Source organism: Mesorhizobium sp. W067, from assembly GCF_054719525.1.
Window position 1 is genome coordinate 5,257,720 of sequence record NZ_JBTTII010000001.1, and the last position, 25,152, is coordinate 5,282,871.

At 63.4% G+C, this 25,152-nt stretch carries 24 protein-coding genes; 7 read left to right on the forward strand and 17 right to left on the reverse strand.

Going from position 1 to position 25,152, the window contains the following annotated elements; all coding sequences use genetic code 11:
• Nucleotide 1 precedes the first annotated feature (1 nt).
• The 9 genes from ACYG97_RS25740 to ACYG97_RS25780 form a co-directional block, all read right to left on the reverse strand.
• Nucleotides 2-427: a proton-translocating transhydrogenase family protein gene (locus ACYG97_RS25740; protein WP_032885960.1), complete on the reverse strand. Its 426-nt coding sequence runs from the start codon at nt 425-427 to the stop codon at nt 2-4.
• The gene (locus ACYG97_RS25745) at nt 427-1,704 is read right to left on the reverse strand and encodes a Re/Si-specific NAD(P)(+) transhydrogenase subunit alpha (RefSeq protein WP_023732633.1); all 1,278 of its coding nucleotides are present in this window, start codon (nt 1,702-1,704) and stop codon (nt 427-429) included. The genes ACYG97_RS25740 and ACYG97_RS25745 overlap by 1 nt, the downstream gene beginning before the upstream one ends.
• Before the next feature lie 101 nt (nt 1,705-1,805).
• Entirely contained in the window at nt 1,806-2,030 is a 225-nt protein-coding gene (locus ACYG97_RS25750; protein WP_023671340.1) for an aa3-type cytochrome c oxidase subunit IV, read from the reverse strand.
• Nucleotides 2,031-2,194: 164 nt separating this feature from the next.
• Entirely contained in the window at nt 2,195-2,344 is a 150-nt protein-coding gene (locus ACYG97_RS25755) for a DUF3096 domain-containing protein (protein WP_023671341.1), read from the reverse strand.
• A gap of 104 nt (nt 2,345-2,448) precedes the next feature.
• Nucleotides 2,449-3,216, reverse strand: a complete 768-nt coding sequence (locus ACYG97_RS25760) for an N-acyl amino acid synthase FeeM domain-containing protein (RefSeq protein WP_023732632.1) — start codon at nt 3,214-3,216, stop codon at nt 2,449-2,451.
• A 167-nt stretch (nt 3,217-3,383) separates the two neighbouring features.
• Nucleotides 3,384-5,726, reverse strand: coding sequence for an EAL domain-containing protein (locus ACYG97_RS25765; protein ID WP_031204556.1), 2,343 nt, complete (start codon nt 5,724-5,726; stop codon nt 3,384-3,386).
• 112 nt (nt 5,727-5,838) lie between these two features.
• Nucleotides 5,839-9,309 (reverse strand): indolepyruvate ferredoxin oxidoreductase family protein, encoded by a 3,471-nt coding sequence (locus ACYG97_RS25770; protein ID WP_023732630.1) that lies wholly within the window; start codon nt 9,307-9,309, stop codon nt 5,839-5,841.
• 222 nt (nt 9,310-9,531) lie between these two features.
• Nucleotides 9,532-10,062, reverse strand: a complete 531-nt coding sequence (locus ACYG97_RS25775) for a hypothetical protein (RefSeq protein ID WP_023729725.1) — start codon at nt 10,060-10,062, stop codon at nt 9,532-9,534.
• A complete protein-coding gene (locus ACYG97_RS25780; RefSeq protein ID WP_023732629.1) occupies nt 10,055-10,663 on the reverse strand; it encodes a CGNR zinc finger domain-containing protein in 609 nt (202 codons plus the stop codon). The genes ACYG97_RS25775 and ACYG97_RS25780 overlap by 8 nt, the downstream gene beginning before the upstream one ends.
• Nucleotides 10,664-10,752: 89 nt before the next feature.
• On the opposite strand from ACYG97_RS25780, the gene ACYG97_RS25785 reads away from it, so the two are divergent.
• The 4 genes from ACYG97_RS25785 to ACYG97_RS25800 all read left to right on the forward strand — a co-directional run bounded on the left by ACYG97_RS25785 (nt 10,753) and on the right by ACYG97_RS25800 (nt 15,298).
• A complete protein-coding gene (locus ACYG97_RS25785; RefSeq protein WP_023732628.1) occupies nt 10,753-11,658 on the forward strand; it encodes a branched-chain amino acid ABC transporter permease in 906 nt (301 codons plus the stop codon).
• Nucleotides 11,659-11,855: 197 nt separating this feature from the next.
• Nucleotides 11,856-12,461 (forward strand): TRAP transporter small permease subunit, encoded by a 606-nt coding sequence (locus tag ACYG97_RS25790; RefSeq protein WP_023683517.1) that lies wholly within the window; start codon nt 11,856-11,858, stop codon nt 12,459-12,461.
• A complete protein-coding gene (locus ACYG97_RS25795; protein ID WP_023695938.1) occupies nt 12,458-14,236 on the forward strand; it encodes a TRAP transporter large permease in 1,779 nt (592 codons plus the stop codon). The genes ACYG97_RS25790 and ACYG97_RS25795 overlap by 4 nt, the downstream gene beginning before the upstream one ends.
• A 33-nt stretch (nt 14,237-14,269) precedes the next feature.
• Nucleotides 14,270-15,298 (forward strand): zinc-dependent alcohol dehydrogenase family protein, encoded by a 1,029-nt coding sequence (locus ACYG97_RS25800; RefSeq protein WP_023695939.1) that lies wholly within the window; start codon nt 14,270-14,272, stop codon nt 15,296-15,298.
• Nucleotides 15,299-15,549: 251 nt separating this feature from the next.
• On the opposite strand, the gene ACYG97_RS25805 is transcribed toward ACYG97_RS25800, so the two are convergent.
• Complete coding sequence (locus tag ACYG97_RS25805) at nt 15,550-16,659, reverse strand: TRAP transporter substrate-binding protein (protein ID WP_023695940.1); 1,110 nt, start codon at nt 16,657-16,659, stop codon at nt 15,550-15,552.
• Between the two features lie 294 nt (nt 16,660-16,953).
• Between ACYG97_RS25805 and ACYG97_RS25810 the strand changes: the two genes are divergently transcribed.
• Complete coding sequence (locus tag ACYG97_RS25810; protein WP_023695941.1) at nt 16,954-17,727, forward strand: gamma-glutamyl-gamma-aminobutyrate hydrolase family protein; 774 nt, start codon at nt 16,954-16,956, stop codon at nt 17,725-17,727.
• A gap of 10 nt (nt 17,728-17,737) precedes the next feature.
• On the opposite strand, the gene ACYG97_RS25815 is transcribed toward ACYG97_RS25810, so the two are convergent.
• From ACYG97_RS25815 to ACYG97_RS25835, 5 genes are all read right to left on the reverse strand, one after another.
• The gene (locus ACYG97_RS25815; RefSeq protein WP_023695942.1) at nt 17,738-18,148 is read right to left on the reverse strand and encodes a hypothetical protein; all 411 of its coding nucleotides are present in this window, start codon (nt 18,146-18,148) and stop codon (nt 17,738-17,740) included.
• An 82-nt stretch (nt 18,149-18,230) separates the two neighbouring features.
• Nucleotides 18,231-19,211: a 2-hydroxyacid dehydrogenase gene (locus ACYG97_RS25820; protein ID WP_023695943.1), complete on the reverse strand. Its 981-nt coding sequence runs from the start codon at nt 19,209-19,211 to the stop codon at nt 18,231-18,233.
• Nucleotides 19,208-20,230 carry a LacI family DNA-binding transcriptional regulator gene (locus ACYG97_RS25825; protein WP_023671355.1) on the reverse strand — a complete coding sequence of 341 codons (1,023 nt, stop codon included), beginning with the start codon at nt 20,228-20,230 and terminating at the stop codon, nt 19,208-19,210. Before ACYG97_RS25825 ends, ACYG97_RS25820 begins: the two co-directional genes overlap by 4 nt.
• A gap of 65 nt (nt 20,231-20,295) precedes the next feature.
• Nucleotides 20,296-21,180 (reverse strand): DMT family transporter, encoded by an 885-nt coding sequence (locus ACYG97_RS25830; RefSeq protein WP_033003853.1) that lies wholly within the window; start codon nt 21,178-21,180, stop codon nt 20,296-20,298.
• Nucleotides 21,181-21,361: 181 nt separating this feature from the next.
• The gene (locus ACYG97_RS25835; RefSeq protein WP_023695945.1) at nt 21,362-22,264 is read right to left on the reverse strand and encodes a LysR family transcriptional regulator; all 903 of its coding nucleotides are present in this window, start codon (nt 22,262-22,264) and stop codon (nt 21,362-21,364) included.
• 128 nt (nt 22,265-22,392) lie between these two features.
• Here ACYG97_RS25835 and ACYG97_RS25840 point away from each other — a divergent pair, with 128 nt between their 5' ends.
• Nucleotides 22,393-23,181: an alpha/beta fold hydrolase gene (locus ACYG97_RS25840; protein ID WP_023689240.1), complete on the forward strand. Its 789-nt coding sequence runs from the start codon at nt 22,393-22,395 to the stop codon at nt 23,179-23,181.
• On the opposite strand, the gene ACYG97_RS25845 is transcribed toward ACYG97_RS25840, so the two are convergent.
• Nucleotides 23,178-23,585, reverse strand: coding sequence for a DUF2000 family protein (locus tag ACYG97_RS25845; RefSeq protein WP_023695946.1), 408 nt, complete (start codon nt 23,583-23,585; stop codon nt 23,178-23,180). The genes ACYG97_RS25840 and ACYG97_RS25845 overlap by 4 nt on opposite strands.
• Before the next feature lie 46 nt (nt 23,586-23,631).
• On the opposite strand from ACYG97_RS25845, the gene ACYG97_RS25850 reads away from it, so the two are divergent.
• Nucleotides 23,632-24,483 (forward strand): AraC family transcriptional regulator, encoded by an 852-nt coding sequence (locus tag ACYG97_RS25850; RefSeq protein WP_023732626.1) that lies wholly within the window; start codon nt 23,632-23,634, stop codon nt 24,481-24,483.
• Nucleotides 24,484-24,488: 5 nt separating this feature from the next.
• Here ACYG97_RS25850 and ACYG97_RS25855 read toward each other — a convergent pair whose 3' ends face one another.
• Entirely contained in the window at nt 24,489-24,959 is a 471-nt protein-coding gene (locus ACYG97_RS25855; RefSeq protein WP_023671361.1) for a MarR family winged helix-turn-helix transcriptional regulator, read from the reverse strand.
• Between the last annotated feature and the right edge of the window lie 193 nt (nt 24,960-25,152).

A 25,152-nucleotide genomic window follows, 5' to 3' on the forward strand; every position in this document is an offset into this window, starting at 1 on the left:
TCTACCGGTCCTTCTTCTTGTACATGGCCAGCATGCGCTGGGTGACCAGGAAGCCGCCAAAGATGTTGACCGAGACCAGCATCAGCGCGACGAAGCCGAAGCCGGTGGCAATGCCAGAGGCCGAGATGCCGACGGCCAGCAGCGCGCCGACGACGATGACCGAGGAGATGGCGTTGGTGACCGCCATCAGCGGCGTGTGCAGCGCCGGCGTCACCGACCAGACGACGTAGTATCCGACGAAGATCGCAAGTACGAAGATGGCGAAGCGGAAGACGAAGGGATCGATGGCGCCGCCGGACAGTGCGTGCGCGGCATCGCCCGCCGCATCGGCGCCACCGGGCGCGTTGGCCAGGTTCTGCACAGCCAGCCGGACGGCGGCACTTGCCTGGTCGAGCTGATCGAGGGCTTTCTGCAAGGTCTGATCCATCACGCGATCCCCTTCGGCTTGGCGGCGGACTTGCCGACAGTGGCTTTGTCGGACGCCTTTTTCGGTGCAGCCTTTTTCGGCGTGGCATCAGCCACCATGGTCTCCGCCGGAATGGCCGCCGGTTCGACATGGGGCTGTTCCGCCGCCTTGGCGAAGGCCGGATGCACCACGCGGCCAGCGTCGGTCAGCATCGTCGCCTTGACCAGATCGTCTTCGCGGTTGATGGCGAGCGTCTTGCTGGTCTTGTCGACCAGCGTCTCGAGGAAGGCGAACAGGTTCCTGGCGTAGAGCAGCGAGGCCGATGCGGCGACGCGGCCGGGCACGTTGAGGTGGCCGACGATTTTCACGCCATTGGCCGTGGTCACCACCTGGCCTGCAACTGCGCCTTCGACATTGCCGCCGCGCTCGACGGCGAGGTCGACGATCACCGAGCCCGGCTTCATCGAGGCGACCATCGCCGACGACACCAGCTTCGGCGCCGGACGGCCGGGGATCAGCGCCGTGGTGATGACGATGTCCTGCTTGGCGATGTGCTCAGCGGTGAGCGCTGCCTGCTTGGCCTGGTACTCCTTCGACATTTCCTTGGCGTAGCCGCCGGCGGTCTCGGCCGCCTTGAACTCCTCGTCCTCGACGGCGAGGAACTTTGCGCCGAGCGACGCCACCTGTTCCTTGGCGGCGGGACGAACGTCGGTGGCGGTGACGACGGCGCCGAGACGGCGCGCCGTGGCGATCGCCTGCAGGCCGGCAACGCCGACGCCCATGATGAAGATCTTCGCCGCCGGCACCGTGCCGGCCGCCGTCATCATCATCGGCAGCGCGCGGTCATACTCCGATGCGCCGTCGATCACGGCCTGGTAGCCGGCGAGATTGGCCTGCGACGACAGCACGTCCATCGACTGGGCGCGGGTGATGCGCGGCATGAATTCCATCGAGAAGGCGGTGATCCCAGCCTCGGCAAGCGCCGCGACCGCGGCGTCATTGCCGTAGGGATCCATGATGGCGATGACCGCCGCACCCGATTTGTAGCCCTTCAACTCGGCATCGGTCGGCCGGCGCACCTTCAGCACTACATTCGCCCGGCTCGCATCCGAAGCCTTGCCGATCGCGGCGCCCGCCTTGGCGAACTCCTCATCGAGAATGCGCGACCTGGTGCCGGCGCCCGTCTCGACGGTGACGTCGAAGCCCAGCGCCGCCAGCCGCTTCACGGTGTCGGGCGAGGCCGCGACACGAGGCTCGCTGGCATCGAGCTCGCGAGGGATGAAAACCGTCTGTCCCACCGCATGATCCTTTCGGCTGGAACCTGTTTGCGCAAGAGTGCGGCTTTGCGAAAGAGTGCGGCCGGATGTCCGGCTACGCCCTTGGCAAGGGTCTGAAGAGACTATCGGAGAATGAAGGCGCCGAGGGCGAGGATCAGCACGAACAGGATGGTCGCGGAGAAGAAGCCGCCTGCGAAGAAGCCGAAAGCCATGGCCAGGAGCAGGGCGCCGCAGAACAGCGAGCCGTATTTGGCCAGCGCCAGAAAGCCATGATAGGTGCGGTCATGTTCGGCATAGTCCATCTTCGCGCCCAGTTCGACAGGACCGGTCGGCGTGTGATCAGCCATAGGAATACCCCTTCGAAGACATCTTTGAGGCACATAGCGAAAAGCCGGGCCAAGAGCAATGGCGCTATTGCCGCACGACCAGTGACAACAGCCTCAAAGGAATGTTGAAAGCCGGCGGTAGGGCTTGTCGCCGGCCTAACGTCGAACGTTGAGGGTTTTGCGTTTCAACCGGCCAGATGCGGAAACAGCCCGAGCAGCCCAATGACGATCAGATAGAGCGCGACGATGTAGTTGAGCAGCCGCGGCATCACCAGGATCAGCACGCCGGCAATCAGCGAGATCAGCGGGGTCAGTGCTAGCTCGGGAATATGCATGTCGGTTCCTTTCTATGGCCGCGTCGGGGTCGTGACGTCCAGAACGCCGAAGCGGCCGGAAAGCTCCTCGCACCGGGCGCTAAAGTGCGCCGGCTTTGCCGACATTACGCTGCTTCGCGAAAATATTTAGCGGTGGGCAGGATGGTCAGCGGCGCGAGCTCGCCGGCCGGCGCCTTGGCAAACAGCATACGCCGCTCCAGCGCCGTCGACTGGAAGAAGGGAAAGCGCTCCAGCGTCGGGGCCATGTTCTGCTCGCAGATCGATTCATAGAAGAAGATCGGCATGGTGAAGGGCGGGTAGAGGCGCGGCTCGCCGACCTGCACCGATCCGAAGATGCGATGGTAGAAGGCCGTGTGCTCCTCGCGGATCATCGAAATGCAGCTGGTGGCGTTGAAGAAGGTGTTGGCGATAACCGCGAGCCGCAGCGTGACATAGGGCAGGGCGCGGTTGGCCGACGACATTTGCGGATCGATCGCCAACCGGCTCGGGTCGATGAAGGTTTCACCGCGCGCCAGCCGCAGCAGCAGCCGGTCGCCGAAAACGGTCATGATCGGCGCTTCGGGGGTCTCACGGGTCAAATGGTGGAGCCTGACGGTGCTGACCAGCTCGCCATCCATGAAGACGCCGAAACAGTAGCAATTGCGCACTTCGTCAAGGTGATCGACGAGCTTCTGTTCGGTAATGGTATCAAGCAGGCCGTGTGTATGAAAGGCCTTGTAGCGCAGCCGGTAGACCGCTTCGAGATCCTCGCCGCTTTCGCAGCGCCGGTATTCGACACGATCGAGGACGTCGAGGACGTTGCGGGCGAACAAGGAAGGCGGGCCAGATTTGACTGCCGCACCCGAAAGCACACCTGACTGATGCGTGTCCATTACTTCCCCTCGTACCGCCGCAGGAGAACAATACCGGACGACCGAAGGAACAAGAAGATGAAACTCTAATCGTCTGTGTTTACCGATCATTAACCTTAACAATCAGTTAACGCCTAGACAATACAACGCTTTTTAGACGGGCTTTTCAAGCGCAATTTAATGACGGGTCAGGGCGTGGCGAGTTTTGCCGCCGGCCGCAGCTCGGCGGCGAAAGGCCAGGTCACGTTGGACATGGTCTCTATGCCCGAGGCACTGAGTGCTGCGCCAAACAGGAAGCCCTGGACGAGGTCCGGCTTGACCGAATGCACCAGGATCTTCAGCTGTTCGAAGGTTTCCACACCTTCGATGGTGACGGTCAGCCCGAGCACGCGGGTCAGGTCGACGATGCCCTTCAACAAGTCGAGCGAACGCTTGTTTTGGGTCACGTCCATCAGGAACGAACGGTCGATCTTGATCTTGTCGAGCGGCAGCTTGTGGAGGTAGCTCAGGCTTGAATAGCCGGTGCCGAAATCGTCGAGCGCGATGCGAACGCCAAGCTGCTTCAGTTCCTCGATATACTGGCGCGTTAGCGATTTGTCGTCGAGCAGCGCGGTTTCGGTGACTTCGATCTCGAGGCGGCCGGCGGCGAGCCCCGAAGTGGCAAGCGCGTCGCGAACCTTCTGGACAACGTCGCGGTTGCGGAAATCCTTGGCCGAAAGGTTGACCGAGACGCTGGTCTGGCCCGGCCATTTGGCGCATTCGGCGCAGGCAGCCGCGAGCACAAAAGTGCTGATCTCGGAAATGATGCCCATTTCTTCGGCCAGCGGAATGAAGATGCTGGGCGAAACCGGCCCGAGATCGGGATGATCCCAGCGGCACAGGGCCTCGCAGCTGGCGATGCGCATGGTGTTCATCGCCACGATCGGCTGATAGACCACCCGCAGCGCCTTGCCTTCGACCGCCGTGCGCAGATCGGCCTTCATCAGCTGGCGGTTGCGGAACGCCGCATCCATCGCTGCCTCGAACAGCCGCCAGTTGTTCTTGCCGAGTTCCTTGGCCTTGTAGAGCGCCAGATCGGCCTTGACGATCATGGCGTCGACATCGGTGTCCTCGACCCTGGACAGCACGGCGCCCGCGCTTGCCTGGATGCGCAGACCGTGGCCTGCGACGTCGACCTCGCCCTGCAGATCGGCAAAGATCTGGTCGAGCAGGCCCGTCAGATGGCTTTCATCCTCGACGCGGTCGAAGAAGATCATGAACTCGTCGCCGCCGAAACGGCTGACATTGACGCCTTGCCCGGCGACGGCCGCCAGCCGCTCGGCAACGGCATAGATAAGTCCGTCGCCGACCGGATGGCCAAGGGTGTCGTTGACGCTCTTGAAATCGTCGAGATCGAGCACCGCCAGGGCACACAGGCGGTCGCGGCTGCCCGACGCCATGGCCTCGCCGACCAGCTCATGGAAATACGCGCGGTTCGGCAGGCCGGTAAGGCTGTCATATCGCGCCATGAAGCGGATTTTTTCCTCAGCCTCGACACGGGCGGTGACGTCCTCGAAGGTGATGACACCGAGGTCCTGATTGCCTTCACGGGCCGAGAACTCGTAGTGCTGGCCATTGGAGAAGGAGACCAGCACCTTGCGGTCGCGGCCCTCGCGCAAGGCGCGCGTCAGCTGCGCTTCGACATAACGACAGTCTTTCGGCGCCAGCATGCCGCCGGCGACGCCGCGCAGGAGCAGCGAATGGATCGACCGCCCGAGCAGTTGGTCGGGCGAGCGCAGCGACATCAGATGCGCGGCTTCGGCATTGCCGACCACGACCTTGCCGTCGGGGCCGAGCATGACCAGGCCATGCGACATGGTGTTGAGCGCGCGGTTGAAGCGCTCGGCGAGCCTGGCGGCCGTCTTGCGCTCCGAAATGGCGTTGAACAGCACGGTGCGGACGTGGCTGGCCATCCGGGTGATGATGAAGATGAACGGCACGATGTAGAGGCCGAGGATGAAATCGCCGAGATGTCCCTTGAGCATCAGCCCGACCGCGATCGGCAGCACCACCGTGAAGGCCTGCACCGCAACCATGGTCTTGGAGCCGTAATTGCGGCCGACAATGGTCACCGTCGAGCCCATTATGACGGCGATGGCGGCGCTTTCCCCGAAGACATCGGGAATGAGATAGATTGAGGTGAAGCAGAAAAGCCCCATGAAGAAAGCCTGGATGGTGCCGCCAACCAGGTAGTAGCGTTCCCACTTCTTGGCTTGTTCATAAGTTTCGAAACTGCCTATGCGCAGGCCTTTGCGGATGCCGTAGTAACGGTAAAGCCCCGCCCCAAGCATAAGCGCGGCCAATGCAAGATAGGCCGGATGCCCCGAGGTAAAATAAACCAGAATGCCGATGAGGCCATGGCAAAATGCGCCAATCAGCAGGATCCCGGGATCGTTGAACAACGATCGCACGAACCCAGCATAGACGTCCTCACCTATCTCTGCGGCTTTGTTTTCTTGCATGGCCTGCGGTGTCGCACGAACCGCAGTCATGTCACATTCGCCTTAAGAAAGGTTTAGAGATGCCGTTTCGACGCTTGGCGTCAAGTCGGCTCCACCGGCGTAAACCGCGAAAATTCGTGTTCAGGTAAACAAGGCGTATCGATCACTCGGCGGCCTGAAGTTCAGGCCGCGCCGGCGTGTTGGCCAGCCGCTCGACAAGCCTTGTGCGCTCGCCCTCGGCCTTTTCGGCGCTGGCTTGCCTGACATGGCCGTAGCCGCGAATGAGCGCCGGCACTGAGGCAAGGGCGATGGCGGCCTCGATCCTGCCTGGCGCAAGTGCCTTGGCGACAAGCTCCAGATCGGCCTCATAGCGGGCCAGAAGCTGCCGCTCCATGCGCCGCTCAGTGCTGTAGCCGAACACGTCGAAGGCCGTGCCGCGCAGGCCTTTCAGCGCGGCCAGCAGGCGAAATCCCTTCATCATCCACGGGCCGAAGCTCGATTTCCTCGGCTTGCCGTCATTGCCGCGCCTGCCCATGATCGGCGGCGCCAGATGAAATTCGAGCTTTTCGTAGCTCTGGAACTGTTTTGACAGCTCCATAGCGAAGGAGCCGTCAGTGTAGAGCCGCGCCACCTCGTATTCGTCCTTGATCGCCATCAGCTTGAACAGATTTTTGGCGGCTGCCTCGGTCACCGCGGTCGAGCCGGGCACGGCCTTTGCCTCGGCGGCACGCAGGACCGCCAGCCGCTCGACATAGCGCCTGCCATAGGCGGCATTCTGATAGGCAGAGAGGAAAGCGACGCGGCGGGCGATGATATCGTCCAGCGTCTCGGCGATCTCAGTGGCCTTGCTCGGTTGCGCGATGAGGCCGCGCACAAACTCCGGCTGATGCGCGGCGCGCCGGCCCCAGCGGAAGGCGGCGATGTTCATCGCCACCGCCTCGCCATTCAATTCAATCGCTCTTTCAACGGCTTGCGCGGACAGCGGCAGCCCGCCATGCTGGAAAGCGAAGCCGAGCATGAACATGTTGGCGCCGAGCGAATTGCCGAACAATTGGGTGGCGGTGCGCGTGGCGTCGAAGAAATGCGTCTTGTCGCCGCCAGCGGCAGCGCGGATCGCCTTCTTCAGGCGCTCGATGGGCAGCGAGAAATCGGCCGAGCGGGCGAATTCGCCAGGCATGATCTCGGCAGTGTTGGCAAGGAAGATGGTATGGCCTTCGCGCACCGCGCCAAGCACCTTCTTGGCGCCCGAGACGACGAGGTCGCAGCCGAGTACCAGGTCGGCCTTGCCGGCCGAAACGCGGATCGCGTGGATGTCGTCCGGCGTGCGGGCGATGCGGACATGGGTGAACACCGAACCGCCCTTCTGGGCGAGGCCGGCCATGTCGATCATGCCGCAGCCCTTGTCCTCGAGATGGGCGGCCATACCGAGCACAGCACCTATGGTGACGACGCCGGTGCCGCCGACGCCGTCGATGATCGCCGCCCAACCCTCGCTACCGAGCGGGAATTCGGCTGGCACCGGCACGCCGTCAAGCGGGTCGGAGCGCCCGGCAATGCCTTCGGCCTTCCTGATCTTGGCGCCGTGCACGGTGACGAAGGACGGGCAGAAGCCGTTGACGCAGGAGAAGTCCTTGTTGCAGCTCGACTGGTCTATTCTGCGCTTGCGGCCGAACTCGGTTTCGACCGGCTGGATCGAGACGCAGTTCGATTGCACCCCGCAATCGCCGCAGCCCTCGCAGACCAGTTCGTTGATGAAGACCCGCTTGTCGGGATCCGGGAAGGTGCCGCGCTTGCGGCGGCGGCGCTTTTCGGCGGCGCAGGTCTGGTCGTAGAGCAGCACCGAGACGCCCTTGACGTCGCGCAGCTCGCGCTGGACGAGGTCGAGGTCGTCGCGGTGGTGGATGGTGGCGCCGGAGGGGAATTCGGCCTTCCCCGCATATTTGTCCGGCTCGTCGGTGACGATGGCGATGCGCTCGACGCCTTCGGCGCGCACCTGCCTGGCGATCATGTCGACAGTCAGGCCGCCCTCATGCGGCTGGCCGCCGGTCATGGCGACGGCGTCGTTGTAGAGGATCTTGTAGGTGATGTTGGCATCGGTCGACAGCGCGAAGCGGATCGCCAGCGTGCCGGAGTGATTGTAGGTCCCGTCGCCGAGATTCTGGAAAATGTGGCCGCGCTTGGAGAATGGCGCCTGGCCGACCCATTGTGCGCCCTCGCCGCCCATGGCGGTGAAGCCGACCGTGTTGCGGTCCATCCACAGCGCCATGAAATGGCAGCCGATACCGGCGGCGGCGATCGAGCCGACCGGCACCTTGGTCGAGGAATTGTGCGGGCAGCCGGAGCAGAAGAACGGCGTGCGCGAACCGATATCGCTGGTGTCGGCAAGCATCGCCTGGAACTGGCGCAGCTTTGCCACCTTGGCAGTGATCTCTTCCGAAGGGCCGATTGTGCGCAGGATGCGCTCGCCCAGCGCAATGGCGATCTCGTTGGGGTCGAGCGCGCCCTTGGCCGGGAACAGCCAGTCGCCGCGCTCGTCCTTCTTGCCGACGATCATCGGCTGGGTGGCGGTGCCGTAGAGGTTTTCGCGCAGTTGCACCTCGATCAGCGAGCGCTTCTCCTCGACGACGACGATGGTGTCGAGGCCGCGGGCGAATTCGGCGATATGCTGCAGGTCGAGCGGCCATGGGCAACCGACCTTGAACAGGCGGATGCCGATGCGGCCGGCGGCGGCCTCGTCGATGCCGATGTCTTCCAGCGCCTGGCGGACATCGAGATAGCTCTTGCCGAGCGTGATGATACCGAGCTTCGGCGCGCGGCCGCCCGAATAGACGATGCGGTTCAGGCCGTTGGCATGGATGAAGGCGGATGCAGCGGCGCGCTTGTATTCATGCAGCCGCTCCTCCTGGCCGAGCATGTCGATCTCATCGCGGATGTTGAGGCCGCCGGGCGGCATATCGAACTCCGGCACGACGATGTTCAGGCGCTCGAGCGCGGCATCGACGGAGGCCGTGGATTCGATGTTGTCCTTGACGCATTTGATAGCCGCCCAGGTGCCGGCGAAGCGCGACATGGCAAAGCCGTAGAGGCCGTAGTCGATGATCTCCTGAACGCCGGCCGGGTTGAGGATCGGCACCATGGTGTCGACGAACAGGAATTCGGTGGCGTGCGCATTGGTCGATGATTCGGCCATATGGTCGTCGCCCATCAGCGCAAGCACGCCGCCATACTTCGACGATCCCGCGAGGTTGGCGTGGCGGAAAACGTCGCCGGAGCGGTCGACGCCCGGACCCTTGCCGTACCAGACCGAAAATACCCCGTCATGCTTGCCTTCGCCCAGCAATTCCGTCTGCTGAGAGCCCCAGCAGGCGGTGGCGGCAAGCTCCTCGTTGAGGCCGGGCTGGAAAACGATGTCGGCCTGCGCCAGCTGCTTTTTCGCCCGCCACAGCTGCATATCGAGGCCGCCGAGCGGCGAGCCGCGATAACCGGACACGAAGCCGGCCGTGTTGAGGCCGGCCCGGCGGTCGCGCTCGCGCTGCATCAAAAGCATGCGGATGACCGCCTGTGCGCCGGACAGGAAGATGCGCTCCTTACCGAGATCAAACTTGTCGTCGAGCGCGACGTCGTGCAGCGTCATCAGGCATTTCCTCGGCGGAGGCAGCACCGGGGGGCGCGCAGCCAACGTAGGAGTGAGATGGCCCAGTCTTTCTCCGCTTGCAAGGCAGGTCAAACGAAATCGAAAGTGCCAGGCAAAGCGCAACGAACGATCCGCTGCCGTCGCGTATCCGGCACGAAATCGGTCCGCGGCGGTTGTCCGGCGACCGAAAATTTCCACGCAGTCGCGCCCGGCAAAGACGCGTCAGCCTTTCGAGCAATCCGGCTTCGGCTCACCCGGCAGCTTGCCGTCGGGATGGCCGGCAAGATCGGGATTGGCCGTATAGAGCTGGTCGACCACCAGCGGCCGGTCGGGAAGGATCGACTGGTCCTCGCTCGACATCAGCGTCGTGTCGATCTTCTGCAGGAACGTGCCGTCAGGACCCCTGATGCTGATGGAGATCGCATAGGGTTTGTCCTTGACGATGCAGGTGAGCGCCGGGCTCTCCAGGCTGACCTTGTCGAGCTTCGGCCAGACCTTCTGCTCGACTACCAGGGGAGGGCCGCCGGCCGGATTCTGGAAACTGGCGACCGCCACCTGGCCTTCGCCCATCGGCTGCAGGGGCCGCAGCGTCACGACATAGGTCGCCCGGGCGAGACGGTAGTTGAAGACGACGACCTTGCCGGAAACCTCGAACAGCTTGCCGTCGCCGCCGGTGTCGCGGCAGGCGCCAAGCGCAACGGCTGCAATGAGCGCAGCACCGACAAGGATTGAACGAAAAACAACCCTAGGCATTGTTGACCTCATGTGCCGCCGTGCGGCGGCGATAGTGACGGCTTGCTTTCTGGCGGTTGCCGCACACAGCCATATCGCACCAAAGGCGGCTGGAATTGCGGCTCCTGTCGAGAAACAGCCAGCTGCAATTGGGACAGATCCTGAGCCTGGCGACCGTGTCGTCGCGCAGCAGCGACAAGGCCGAAACCGCCAGCGCCGCCTCGAACGCGATCGGCGTCGATGGATCGCCGAACGGTCTACCCGGTGCGCCGATTTCGGCAGGGCTCCGATCGAGGCCGTTGGCGCAGGCCTTGAGAAAAGCGGCGAGGTCGCCGGCGGCAAGCGCACCTTTCGACACCGCGCCGCGAAACAGGCGGTCGGTCGTCTCGCGGATCGCCAGCACCACCGGAGCGATCCTGTCCGGCGAGGTCGCCTCCAGCGGTCTGCCGCCAAGCTCGGCACCGCGAAAGCCGCTTGCGGCATCGGCGAAGCGCGCGATCTCGGCCGGATCGTCAAAACGGTCGAAGGTCTTTTCCGGATCCTTGCGCAACACCACGGTGTTGGCCGTATCGAGCGCAAGAATGCCGCCGGTGAAGCGATGCGGGGTCCAGGATACCGTCATATCAGAAATCTAACCGATAAACCGCATTTGACAAGTTAGATTCTACGATGCAAACATTGGCGCGGGCTCCAGCGCCCGGAAAGCTGTCTATGCTCTATTTCTTCCAGCAGGTGCTGAACGGGCTGCATTCCGGCGCGCTCTATGCGCTGCTTGCCTTCGGCTACGTGCTGACCAACGGCATCCTGCACCGGACCAATCTCGCTTATGGCGCGCTGTTCGCCTTTTGCGGCCAGACGATGATCCTGACCGTGGCCTTCGGCTATCAGGTATTGTGGCTGACCTTGCTGGCGGCAGTGGTGCTCGGCGTCGTCACGGCTTTCCTTTATGCCGCGCTGATCGGCCACGTGCTGTCGCGCAGCGTCTTCGAACCGCTGGCCGACCGCACGCCCAATGCCATTGTGGTGACGACGCTCGGCATCCTGCTGGTGCTGTCGGAAGCAAGCCGTATCGCCGCCGACACGCATGACTGGTGGCTGCCGCCTATGCTGGCGCAACCCATTGTCTTCGCTCAGGATGCCGGCTTCCAGGCGACGCTGACGCTGATCCAGCTCATCGATTGCGCGGTGGTTCTGGCGGCAATCATGCTCGCCGCATGGGCGTTCGCCAGCTCAGGCTTCGGTCGCCGCTGGCGAGCCGTCTCTGACGATCCCAAAGCGGCTGCCATGTGCGGCGTGGACGTGCGCGCAGTGTTCCGGCATGCGGTGTTGTTTGGCGGTTTCTGCGCCGCGCTGGCCGGAATCATGGCCGCCCTTTACTACGGCAATGTCAGCTTCGGCTCGGGCCTCGTTTACGGGCTGAAAATCCTGTTCGTGACGGCGGTGGGCGGCTATCTCTCGCCGCCTCGGGCCGCGCTCGGTGCGGCCGCCTTCGGCATGGCCGAATCGCTATGGGCCGGCTATTTCCCGATCGAATGGCGCGATGGCTGGATGTATCTGTTCCTGGTCGCGGCACTTGTGCTGATCGGTCCCGGCCGCGACCAGCAGAAGATCGCCTGATCGCCGCATCCGCTGTCAGACTTTGGTTGCATGACGCAGCAGCCGGTCGGCACTTATCCCCTGCCTCCCGTCACGACGGCGTTGATCGCGCCCATGCCATGTTGACCCGCCGAACCACGCACGGCATACCGTTGGGCCACAGCGGCGCGACGGAAAATAGGGGAGCCGGCGCGCCTTCGACCTCAGGGAGGAAATGCATGGCAGGGCTGCTCGCTCTATCCAGAACGATCGACCGTATGAACGAGTTCATCGGCCGGTGGATATCGTGGCTGATCCTGCTGGCAATCCTGGTCAGCGCCGCCAATGCCATCATCCGCAAGGTCTTCGACGTCTCGTCGAATGCCTGGCTGGAACTGCAGTGGTACCTGTTCGGCGCCGCCTTCATGCTGGCCGCCGCCTATACGCTGAAGCAGAATGACCATATCCGCATCGACATCGTCTACGGCATGTGGTCGCGCCGCGTGCAGCACTGGATCGACCTGCTCGGTCATGTCTTCTTCCTGATGCCGTTCGTGACGCTGATGGTGATCTATTTTGTCCCCTACGTGTCGCTGTCGTTCCGCAGCGGCGAAATGTCGAACAATTCCGGCGGCCTGATCATCTGGCCGGCCAAGGCGATCCTGCTCGTCGGCTTCTTCCTGCTGGCGCTGCAAGGCATCTCCGAGATCATCAAGAAGATCGCCATCATGCGCGGCGACATGGACGATCCCAATCCGTTCATCTCGGTGCACGAACAGGCCGAGCTCGAGGCTAAAGCCCTTGCTGAAGAGGCCAAGGCGCTCGCCCAGGAGGCGCGCCCATGATCGAGTTCATCGCCCAGAACATGGCGCCGATCATGTTCGCTTCGCTGATCATCTTCCTGCTGATCGGCTATCCCGTCGCTTTTTCACTCGCCGCAAACGGCCTGATGTTCTTCTTCATCGGCGTCGTGCTGTCGCCCTATTCGGGCGGCTCGATCAACCTGGCGTGGCCGCTGCTGCATGCGCTGCCCGACAATTTCTACGGCAGCCGGGTGATGTCGAACGACACGCTCTTGGCAATCCCGTTCTTCACCTTCATGGGCATCGTGCTGGAACGATCGGGCATGGCCGAGGACCTGCTCGACACGATCGGCCAGCTGTTCGGCCCGGTTCGCGGCGGCCTTGCCTATGCGGTGATTTTCGTCGGCGCGCTGCTTGCCGCTACCACGGGCGTGGTCGCGGCTTCGGTCATCGCCATGGGACTTATCTCGCTTCCGATCATGCTGCGCTACGGCTATGACCGACGACTGGCGTCGGGCGTCATCGCGGCATCCGGCACACTCGCCCAGATCATCCCGCCGTCGCTGGTGCTGATCGTTCTGGCCGACCAGCTCGGCCGTTCGGTCGGCGACATGTATGCCGGCGCGCTGATCCCCGGCCTGGTGCTGACCGGCCTTTACACGCTCTACATCCTGATCATGTCGATCGTCCGGCCGAACTCGATGCCGGCGTTGCCGCTGGCGGCCCGCACGCTTGGCCACGGCGTGCTGTCGCTGCTCGCGGCACTGCTGGTGGCAGTCGCGGCTTCCTATGCGGCCTATCGCTACCTTGAGCCGGCGCATGGCGACAATGCCGACATCCTTGGCGCCAGCATCGGCGTGATCCTCATCTACATCGTGGCGATCGCCGACAAGGGCCTGAACATCAACATGATGTCCAGGCTGGCGCAGCAGGTGATCATCGTTTTGATCCCGCCTCTGGCACTGATCTTCCTGGTGCTGGGCACCATCTTCCTTGGCATCGCAACCCCGACGGAGGGCGGCGCCATGGGCGCGGTTGGCGCCCTGGCGATGGCGGCAATGAAGGGGCGGTTGTCGCTGGATGTCATCAAGCAGGCGCTGGCGTCGACCACCAGGCTTTCCTCCTTCGTGCTGTTCATCCTGATCGGCGCGCGGGTGTTCTCGCTGACCTTCTACGGCGTCAACGGCCACGTCTGGGTCGAGCATTTGTTGACGTCGCTGCCGGGCGGCGAAGTCGGCTTCCTGATCGGCGTCAACATCCTGGTCTTCGTGCTCGCCTTCTTCCTCGACTTCTTCGAGCTCGCCTTCATCATCGTACCGCTCTTGGCGCCGGCTGCCGATAAGCTCGGCATCGACCTGATCTGGTTCGGCGTGCTGCTCGGCGTCAACATGCAGACAAGCTTCATGCACCCGCCTTTCGGCTTTGCGCTGTTCTACCTGCGCTCTGTCGCCGCGCGCGTGCCCTATCTCGATCGCCTCACCGGCAAGCAGATCGCGCCGGTGACCACCGGCCAGATCTATTGGGGCGCCGTGCCCTTCGTCTGCATCCAGGTGATCATGATCGGGCTGACCATCGCCTTCCCGCAAATGGTCATGCGCTACAAGGGTGCGGCCGTCGATCCGGGAACGATCGAGATCAACTTGCCTGATATGCCAGGCCTTGCGCCTCTCGGCACACCACCACCAGCCAACGGTGGCCCATCACCCGCGGCGCCACCGTCGAACGATCTCTCGCAGCCGCCGAATTTCGGCGAGACGCCGCCCGCCAAGCCGGCGCCGCCGGCGACCGACCTGTCGCAGCCGCCGAACTTCAACTGATGTGTGAACACTGAGAACCTGAGTGAGGATGTCATGAGAGCCGTGCGCCTGGAAGCCGTGGCCAGCATTGCGCTACGGGAGGTCGACAAGCCTGTTGCGGGACCGCAGGACGTTCTGGTGCGCGTTGAAGCCTGCGGCGTTTGCGGCACCGACCGTCACCTCCTCCACGGCGAATTCCCTTCGAGCCCGCCGGTGACGCTTGGTCACGAATTCTGCGGCATCGTCGAGGCTGTCGGCGACGCGGTTTCCGGCATCGCCATCGGTGACCGTGTTACCGGCGATCCCAACATCTTCTGCGGACGCTGCAGTCATTGCCGAGCCGGCCGCGTCAATCTGTGCAGCAATCTCAGGGCCATCGGCATCCATCGCGACGGCGGCTTCGCCGACTACGTCGTGATGCCGCAGAACCAGGCCTTTCTTCTGCCTGCGAACCTCAAGCCAACGCATGGCGCCTTCTGCGAGCCGCTGGCCTGCTGCCTGCACGCTGTCGACCTCGCCGGAATCAGACCCGGCGCTGCCGTGGTGGTGCTTGGTGGCGGCGTCATCGGCCTGCTTACCGTGCAATTGGCGAGGCTCGCAGGAGCGGCGACCATCATCCTGTCGACGCGGCAGGCCTCCCGCCGGGCGCTCGCTGAAGAACTCGGTGCAACGGCGACGGTCGACCCAAACGCGGTCGACCCGATCGAGGCGATCGCCGGCCCAGCCGGTCTTGTGCCCGGCGGGGCCGACGTGGTGCTCGAATGCGCCGGTGTCCCCGATACCGTCGAACAATCGATGCGGCTGGCGAAGTCCGGCGGCTCGGTGGTGATCGTCGGCGTGATGCCGCAAGGCGTGAAAGTGCCCTTCGAACCGTTCGACATCCTGTTTCGCGAACTGAAGGTTCTCGGCTCGTTCATCAACCCCTTCACCCACAGGCGGGCGGCGGACCTTGTCGCGTCCGGCGCAATCGAGATCGACAAGCTCATCTCAAGGCAGGTCGGCCTGGAGGAAGCCGCCTCGGTGATCGCCAATCCGGCAGCGCCCGGCGAGGTCAAGGTGTTGGTGGTGCCGGGCAGGGAATGAAGGGCAGCCTCAATCCTGCGACGTTGGCGATTGGCGAAACGACGATGACCGCGTCCCTCTCCCCGTCACTATACGGGGAGAGGATGCCGGCAGGCAGGTGAGGTGCAGCGTCAACGCTTGGAGAGATAAGCTATAATTTCGGGGCGGCTACCAAGCCCAAGGCGATCAATCGCCGAAGTTTGCGCCGCCCCTCATCCACCTGCCGGGACCTTCTCCCCGTATAGTGACGGGGAGAAGGGACAGATCCCAGCCTACAGTTTGCCGTTGCGCTGCTGGACCATCATGAAGGTGTCGTAATTGTACTCGGCCACCTGCGCCCACAGATAGTGCTCCTTGCGGAAGCCCTTGATCGAGTCCCAGATCTTCTTGAACGGTGCGTTGGTGGCTTCCATTTCGGTGTAGACCTCATTGGCCTTCTCGAAACAGGCGGCCATGATGTCCTGGCTGAACGGGCGCAATTTCGCGCCGCCGGCCACCAGCCGCTTGACTGCTGCAGGATTGAGGTAGTCGTATTTCTGCAGCATGTTGGCGTCCGCCGCGTGCGCGGCCGTGTGCACCAGCGACTTGTAGGCCGGCGAAAGCTCTTCGTACTTCGCCTTGTTGAACAGGAGATGGACGGTCGGGCCGCCTTCCCACCAGCCGGGATAGTAGTAATAGGGCGCGACCTTGTAGAAGCCGAGCTTCTCGTCGTCATAGGGGCCGACCCATTCGGCGGCGTCGATCGTGCCTTTTTCCAGCGCCGGATAGATGTCGCCACCGGCGATCTGCTGCGGCACGACACCGAGCTTCTGCACCACTTTGCCGGCAAAGCCGCCGATGCGCATCTTGAGGCCGGACAGGTCGGCGACGGTGTTGATCTCCTTGCGGAACCAGCCGCCCATCTGCACGCCGGTGTTGCCGCCGGGCAGGCCGAAAAGACCCTGCGTGGCAAGAAACTCGTTGAACAGGTCGATGCCGCCGCCATGATAGTGCCAGGCATTCATGCCGCGCGCGTTGAGCGAGAACGGCACTGCCGCACCGAGCGCCCATGTCGGGTCCTTGCCCCAGTAATAGTATGACACCGTGTGGCAGGCCTCGACAGTGCCGGCAGTGGTGGCGTCGGCGGCCTGCAGGCCGGGCACGAGTTCGCCGGAGGCGAAGACCTGGACCTGGAAATTGCCGTCCGTCGCTTCCGACAGCATCTTGGAGAAGACTTCCGCGCCGCCATAGATCGTATCGAGTGACTTGGGGAAGGATGACGCCAACCGCCACGTCACTTTCGGATTGGACTGGGCGATTGCCGGTGCGGCTAGCGTCGCGGCAGCCGCCGCGGCGCCCACGCCGGTGACCCCGGCCTTGCGGATGAATGAACGACGATCCATGCAGAACCTCCCTTTTGGACCAACAAACCGACATCAGGGACATCTCCTCGCGCCCGCTGTCGATTTGCCCGAAACAATACACGGGCAAGGGGTCGAGTCCAGCATGGCGGCGGGATTTGAGGCGGCGCTAATGACAAATCCGCGAGGCGCGCGCCCGGCCTGCAACTATAGTCTAACGGTCGCGCGTGGCCCATGCGAGATGGCGAAACTTGGCATGGAAAAGCGCCTTCGGATCGCCTATTTTGCAGGCACAATAGATTATTCGCTTCGCTCCAAATGGAATCCGGACCCAAAATGCACCAGCCGCTCGTCGCCATATCAACCGACGTCCGTCAGTTCGACAACTACACTTGGCATGCCGTCCCGCAGCAATATATCGAGGCAGCACTTTCCGGCGCCGGCGTGTTCCCGCTTTTGGTGCCGTCATTCGGTGACCGGCTCGACTTCGACGAGCTGTTGTCTTCGGTCGACGGTGTCATGGTCACTGGCTCGAAGTCCAACGTGCATCCATCGCTCTATGGCGGCGACGCCAGCGAAGCCAACGGCCCCTACGACCCGGCGCGCGATTCCACCACGCTGCCGCTGATCCGCAAGGCGATCGAGCGCGGCGTGCCGCTGCTTGCCATCTGCCGCGGCATCCAGGAGTTGAACGTGGCGCTAGGCGGCACGCTTGGCACCGAGATCCAGGAGCGCGAAGGTTCGCTGGACCATCGCGCGCAGGTGAGCGACAATCAGGACGAACGTTTCGCCATTCACCAGACCATTTCGATCAAGCCGGGCAGTTGCCTGGCCGGTGTATTCGGCGCCGGCGACATCAAGGTCAACTCGCTGCACCGCCAAGGCATCGACCGGCTCGGCTCGAAGCTGCAAGTCGAGGCGGTTGCCGGCGACGGCACGGTGGAGGCGGTTTCGGTGAAGGACGCCCGCGCCTTCGCCGTCGGCGTGCAATGGCACCCCGAATACTGGGTCAAGTCGGACGGCAACTCGGCCAAGATCTTCCGCGCCTTCGGGGATGCGGTGCGGCTGCATGCGGCGGCGAAGGCCGGTGCACGGGCGGCGGCGGAATAAATCCCGACGATCAATTGCCGGCGGATTGATCCCGTTCGCCGGTTGTCGCCAGCGAAAGCAGCGGCGTGGCCGGAGCGTAGGATTCGTAGCCGTCGCCATCCGCAACCGAGAAGGTGACGATCGGGTCGGTGCCGTCGGCGCTGAACGCGATTGTGCCGTCCTCGCCCTCTCGCCAGAATTTTGCCCGCTCGATCCCCGGCAGCAACCCGCGGCAACTCGGCGCCACGGCCAACAGCGACAGGCCATCGTCAATCGCGGCGCCGCGGCTAACCGCGCAGTCGCCTTCGTCGCCATTGGCGACCAGCCTGAAGGTGGTTGCCGGCCTTGCTTCATTGGCCGAACTTTCACTGCTGCCGCCGTGAAACAGCTGAAAGCCGGCGAAAAGTGCCGCTGCCGCAATCAATGCCGGAACTTTCGTCATCTTGCACTCCGCGCCCCCCGGCGCAGATGCAGAATGATTCCAAAGCGTTAAGCCGACGTTAACGAGTGTGGCAGAGAGCCGCTCAGCTTCGTGGCTTGACTTGCGCCGTCTCAGGCACCGGGGTCAGTGGCCGGCGCTCGCTGAACCAGGATACCAGATTGTCGACGCACAGATCCGCCATGGCGCGGCGCGTATGGTGCGAGGCCGAGCCGACATGGGGCAAAAGCGAGGTTGGCGCGTCCAGCAAAGCCTTGGGCACATTCGGTTCATCGGCGAAAACATCGAGCCCGGCCGCGGCGATGGTGCCGTTGGCAAGCGCTGCGGCGAGGTCTGCCTCGTCGACCGTGCTGCCACGGCCGATGTTGACGAAAACGCCGTTGGCGCCAAGCGCCGCCAGGATTTCGGCATTGACCGCCTTCTCCGTGGAAGCGCCGCCCGGCACTACGGAAATCAGCGTATCGACCGCTTCGGCAAGGCCCTTCAGCGTCGGGTGGTATTCATAAGCCAGACCTTCGACCTTGCGCCTGTTGTGGTAGGCCACCGGAAGCCCGAACGCTTCCAGCCGGCGCGCAATGGCAAGGCCGATGCGGCCCATGCCGAAAATGCCGACATGCCGACCGCGCAAGGTCAGCCGGCTCAGGGGATAGTTGCCCTTCTTCACCCAACTGCCGTCGCGCAGCCATTTCTCGGCCTTGTAAAGTTCACGCACGGTGTTGAGCAAAAGGCCGACCGTGGTGTCGGCGACCTCCTCGGTCAAAACATCGGGGGTGTTGGTGACCATGATGTTTTTCTTGGCCGCATGGCCGGCATCGACCGAATCATAGCCGACGCCGAAGGAGGCGATGAGTTCGAGGTTGGGCAATGCATCCATCAATGCCGCATTGACGCCGGCGAAGGACGCAATGGCGCGCACGTCATGGCGCATCTCGTCGGTGACCAGGGCGGGATCGGCGCGCTCTATCTTGACCCGCTTGAAGGTGCGGTCGATGCGCTCGACCGCATGGTCGTTGAAATGTCCTGGCACCAGAACGGCGACGGTCTGCAACGCATCAGTCTTGGTCATGCACGCTCCACCGGCTTGCCGGTCGACTGGCGCACATGCAGTTCCGGCTTGATCAGTTCCTGTGACGGCCGTACCGCCTGTCCGTTCAGCTTGTCGAGCAGCGCGCTGGCGGCACGGCGGCCGACCTCTCGCTGGCCATTCCAGACTGTGGTGAGCGCCGGTGTCGCGATTGCCGCCTCCTCGAGATCGTCATAGCCGGTCACCGAGATGTCGGCGCCCGGCACCAGGCCGGCGCGGGCAATGCCGTTCATCAGGCCGATGGCGACCAGATCATTCCAGCAGCAAGCGGCGGTTGGCTTGTCTTTAAGCGCCAGAAACTGTCCAGCCGCCTCGAATCCGCCCTGCTTGGTGCGCGGCCCGGCGATGCGCCAGGACGGCCTGACCTCAAGCCCGGCGGCCTCCATGGCGTTGAGATAGCCCTGGTAGCGGTCGCGCCCGGTCGAGGTCTGGTCGGTGCCGCCGATCATGGCGATGCGCTTGTGCCCGAGCGAGATCAGATGATTGGTGGCAAGTGCCGTGCCATAGGCATCGTCGCCGCGAAACACCGGCACGTCGGCGCCTTCCACGCTGCGTGCGATCAGCACCGCCGGCAGGCCGTTTTCCTCGGCCATGACGATGTCAGAGGCCGGCGTGCCGATGGCCGGGGACATGATGACGCCGTCGGCGCCGAGCTGCAGCAGCGTATCGATGAAGGTGCGTTGCTTTTCCAACTGGTCGTAGTGATTGGACAGGATGAAGGTCTGCCGGCTGCGGTCGAGTTCGCTCTCGATCGAGCGCAGGATCTCGGCGAAGAACGGGTTCATGATGTCATGCACGACGACGCCGACAATGCCCGAGCGCGAGGTGCGCAGTGAGGCGGCGCGGCGGTTGTAGATATAACCGATGGCCCGCGCGTGCTCCTTGATGCGGTCACGCGTGGCGCCTGCGACCAGCGGGCTGTCGCGCAAGGCGAGGGAGACGGTGGCCGTGGAGACGCCAAGCGCATCCGCGATCGTCGAAAGCTTGATCTTTTGTGCCAGCCCTTGGCTCCCCGAGTCTTTTAAATTTTTTAAATGCGGCGTTATGCCATCGGATTCGGCGCAAATCAAAGTTTTTTCGCCAGAGCCTCCGCCTCGACATCGACGGTCGTGCGATTGCGCAGCCGCAGACGGTGCTCGCGATGGATGATGTAAAGGCCGCTGGCGACGATGATGGCTGCACCCACCAGCGTCCAGCGGTCGGGGAACTGGTGGAAGATGATCCAGCCGGACAGGATCATCCAGACCATCTGCGAATAGGGGTACGGCGCCAGCGCCGTGGTGGTCGCCAGGCGGTAGGCCTGCACCAGCAGCCAGTGGCCGCCGGCGCCGAACACGCCCAGCATCACCAGGATGAACCAGTGCCAGCTATCCTGCGGCAGCCCATGCGAGAACGGCAGCATCGGCAGAAGCAGCACGGCCGGCGCCAGCGCCGAAAACAGGATCAGGCTTTCCGAGGTTTCGCTGGCTGACATCCGCCGCGTCATGATGACGTAAAAACTGTTCGACAGCATCGAGCCGAGCGCGAAAAGATGGCCGATGCCGAACACGCCGATGCCCGGCCTTGTAATGACGAGCACGCCGACAAAGCCCGACAGGATTGCCAGCCAGCGCCGCCAGCCGGCCCATTCACCAAGCAGCGGCCCGGCAAGGGCGGTGATCACCATCGGCCCGAAGAAGTAAATCGAGGTGGTCTCGGCCAGTTGAAGCGTTTTGAGCGCCATGACGTTGCACATCGTCGAGCCGAACAGCAGACCGCCGCGCAGGATGTGGGCCGGCAAATTGTTGGCGCGGAAGCGCGACGGCTCGCGCCAGCCGCGCAGGAAGACGCCGACAAGCAGGACATGGACGGTGAAGCGGGCCCAGGCGACGATCAGCGCCGAGACGCCGGCCAGGACCAGATATTTGCTCGATGTGTCGAGAAAGGTGAAAAAGACATAGGTGGAAAGCATGAACAGCATCGCCGCGGGCGGCGTTGCGCTTTCGTCTGCTTTTGCGGGAACGTTCAATGTCAGGCCGGGCAGGGAGGAGCAACGCTTAACCTTTGCGGCAATCGCCTGCGCCCGGCAAGCCAAAAGCGACTGGCACAACAGGAGCCGCGCGCAGGCTCAGCGCGGGCCGATCCTATGCCGGCTAAAGCGCCTCGCCGGATGCCACTTGCGCCTGGAGATGAAGCCACAACGCCTGGGCGACGGGTCCATGCGGTCGGTCGCGCCGGCGCACCGCCGCCAGGGTCTCCGTCCGGCCGGGCAGATGTGCACCAGCGATCGAGATCAGCCTCCTATCCCGCAGTTCGTCCTCGATCAGCCATGCCGGCAGATGGCCCCAGGCCAGTCCGTGAAGGATCAGTTCCTTCTTCATCAGATGATCCGGCGCCGAGCACTGATGCGCACCGTCGATGAGGAAATAGCTCTCCGGCGATGGCCGCCGCGCCGTGTCGCGGATCACGCACTGGGTGAAGGGCCGCATCTGCTCCGGCGCAATCTCGCGGCCAGGCGCGAACGGAAGGAACCCAGGCGCCACCACCGGCACGAGGGGCACCGCGCAGAGATCGATCCGCTCGAGATGCGGATCGGAAGGATCCGCGCGATGGAAGATGAGGTCAGCCGAGCCTTCCATCAACCGTTCGAGCGGACCGCCGACCGCCTCGTACTCCAGGTGCAGGCGTGTCCCGGTGCGTTCGGCAAAGAAGCCGCTGAGCATACGCAGGATTTGCGGTCGCGGGCAGAGATCACCCATGACGACACGCAGGACCGTCTCCTCGCCGCTCGCCAACTGGCCCGCATAGGTTCGCAGATGGTCGAGCTCGCGCAATGTCAGCTGCGCTCGCGCGTGAAACTCGCGGCCCGCCTCCGTCAGCCCCACCCGATATCCGCTGCGGTCGAGAAGTGTGAGCCCGAGCAACTGCTCGAGGCGTGCGACAGCGGCGAAGACGGATGGATGCGATCGGTTCAAGGCAAGGGCGGCCGCCTGGAAGCTGCCCTCGCTTGCCACGGCGTCAAAGCACCGTAGGTCGTGGAGTTTTAGACCATTCATTATCGTAAAAACCTACTGAGATCGTCCAATCATAGTAATTTTCCTGGATAATTACGAGGCCTAGGGTGGCTCATTCAAAGGGCGGCGGGAGCATCGAACTCCTTTCGCCAGGGTGAGATGAGGACCAGATGACTGACACGCTTTATTTTACGACGGGCGACGGCTGCCGGATCGCCTATCAGCTGGCGGGGGCCGGCCCTGTGCTTGTGCTCTCGAATTCCATTGCGACGAACCTGCATATGTGGGACCGGCAGCTTGCGGAATTTGCCGGATCTTTCCGGGTGCTGCGCTATGATCTGCGCGGCCACGGCAGTTCCGATGCTCCGGCCGGAGCCTATTCGCTCGATCGGCTGGGCCGCGACGTCCTTGAGCTGCTGGATGCGCTTCAGATCGCCCGCGTGCATTTCTGCGGGCTGTCGCTGGGCGGCTTCGTAGGGCAGTGGCTGGGTATCCATGCCCCGGACCGCATCGAGCGTCTCATCCTTTCCAACACCTCGCCACATCTCGGGCCGGCTTCTTACTTTGACGAGCAGATCCGTACTGTCCTTGCTGCGAGCAACATGTCGGCCGCCGCGGACATGTTCATGCACAACTGGTTTCCCGCCTCGATGCTTGCCGGCCCAAACGAAACCGTCGACGCGTTCCGCGCGATGGTCCTGGCGACGCCGCCCCAAGGTCTCGCGGGATGCTTCGCCGCCGTACGCGATTGCGATCTGCGCCGGACTGTCTCCCTCATTACCGCCCCCACCCTGGTGATCGGTGGAGAAGACGACAAGGTAACACTGGCAAGCCACAGCGAGGCGATCGCAGCCAGCATCCCCGGCGCCACGCTTACACTGCTTCCGGGCGTCCATATGCTGAACGTCGAGCGGCCGACTGAATTCATGAGCGCCGTTACACGCTTCCTGCTGAATTAGGCGTGCATGCGGGCGCCCTTGGTGATCTTGTCGACGAGTTTCTTGTCGGCACGCAGCGCGATGCCGACGATCTTGGCGTCCTCAGGGCCGAACTCGGCGAAGACGGCGCGGTTGGCCGCATCGAAGCCGGTGGCAAACATCTCCTCGACATAGGCTGACGCCGTCACGCGCCGCTCCAGCGCCTTCCGGTGGATGGAGTTGAGCGTCGGCCCATCGGCCGAAAGCACGATGACCGGCTGGATCGACAGAGGATTGTAAAGGTTGCCGGCGCGGTCGCGGTAGGGTTCGCCGATAATGTCGGGGAATTGCGCGACGACGCCGCTGGTCAGGAAGGCCGTGACGTTGAGCTTTTGCCAGACGGCGAGATCGTCCCGCAGCACGATTGCAAATTTCGTATCGAACACCAAAATGAGGACTCCGGAGCACGCCCATGAAGGGCAGGGATAGGTGATGACGCACGAGGCGACACAGGGTCTTGGACGTTCGTGCGCGGATGAAGACCGGATCGTCTCGGCGCCAGGCAGCACCGGCATCGAGCGCATCGAGGCGCATTTCCATGGCAACGCCTTCGACCTACACCGTCATGATACACTTGCCGTCGGCGTGACGCTTTCCGGTGTGCAGCGCTTCCACTACAGGGGCACTGTCAACCACAGCCTGCCCGGCCAGGTTATCGTGCTGCATCCCGACGAAGTGCACGATGGCGGCGCCGGGACCGAGGATGGTCTGCGCTACCGGATCCTCTATCTGGAACCCTCACTGCTGCTCGACTGCCTCGACGGCGCGCCGCTGCCTTTCGTCAGGGATGCTGTGGTCAGCGATCCTGCCTTGCGTGGCACGCTGCTTTCGGCCCTGTCGCCGCTCGATGAGGAACTGGACGAGCTGTTCGTCGCCGATTTCGTTGCGGAGCTGGCGCAGCATCTGGGGCGTCATGCGGGACAGAAAGCAAAGCCGATGGGGAAGTCGGCCTCGCGTGCGGCAGCGCTGGCGCGCGGCTATCTCGAGGAGAATGCCGAGCGGTCCGTTCGTTCCGATGAGCTGGAAGCCGTCACCGGGCTCGACCGCTATGCGCTGTCACGCCATTTTCGCGCGACCTATTCCACCAGCCCGCATCGGTTCCTGCTGATGCGCCGGCTGCAAAAGGCAAGACGGATGATCGAGGTGGGCGAGCCGCTGGCCGAGATTGCCGTTGGCGCCGGCTTCAGCGACCAGAGCCATTTCAACAGGCATTTCAAGAAAGCATTCGGCTTGACGCCCGGCCGCTGGTCGACCCTGGTGCGCGGGCCTTCGGTAGCCGCCTAGGAAGATCAATCGTCGATGTCGCCATCGTCGTCGACAAGCACCAGCTCCTCGTTCGACAAATTGGCCTCGATGCGGGCGAGCAGCTTGAACAGCGTCTTCTGTTCTTTCTTGTCGAGGCCCTTCAACGCCTGCTTCTCGGTCTTCTTCACCGACTTCTCGATGGCGTGGATGATCTCGCGGCCGGTGTCGGTGAGAAAGATATGCGCCTGGCGTGCATCCGCGGAAGAGGCGCGCTTTTCCAAAAAGCCCTGGGCCTGCAGCCGGTTGATGGTCTTGGTGATGGTCGGCGGGCGAACGCCGAGGCGGCCGGCGAGATTGCCGGGCGTCTGGCCGTCCTCGCGGTCGAGCGTCAGCATGATCTGGTCCTGGCCGGCATAGAAGCCGTGCGCCAGAAGCCGCGCCGCCAGCGCGGTCCTTGCCAGCCTTGCCGCCGAATGCAGCCGGCTCATCGTTGCAGTCTTGTCCGCCTTGGCCATGGTGATCCCTCTTCGGCCGTACCGGTGCGTGCAGCATAGACGCAGCCGGCCGGTTGGCAATCGACGATCCAAAAGATTCCGGCTTTCGAAACAGCTTTGCCGGCAAGCATTTGTGGTGCTCGAAATGGTGATGCCAGATGTTTATTTCAGTTAGATGACAAACGAGTTTCCGCCAAGGCGATTGCAACGGTTT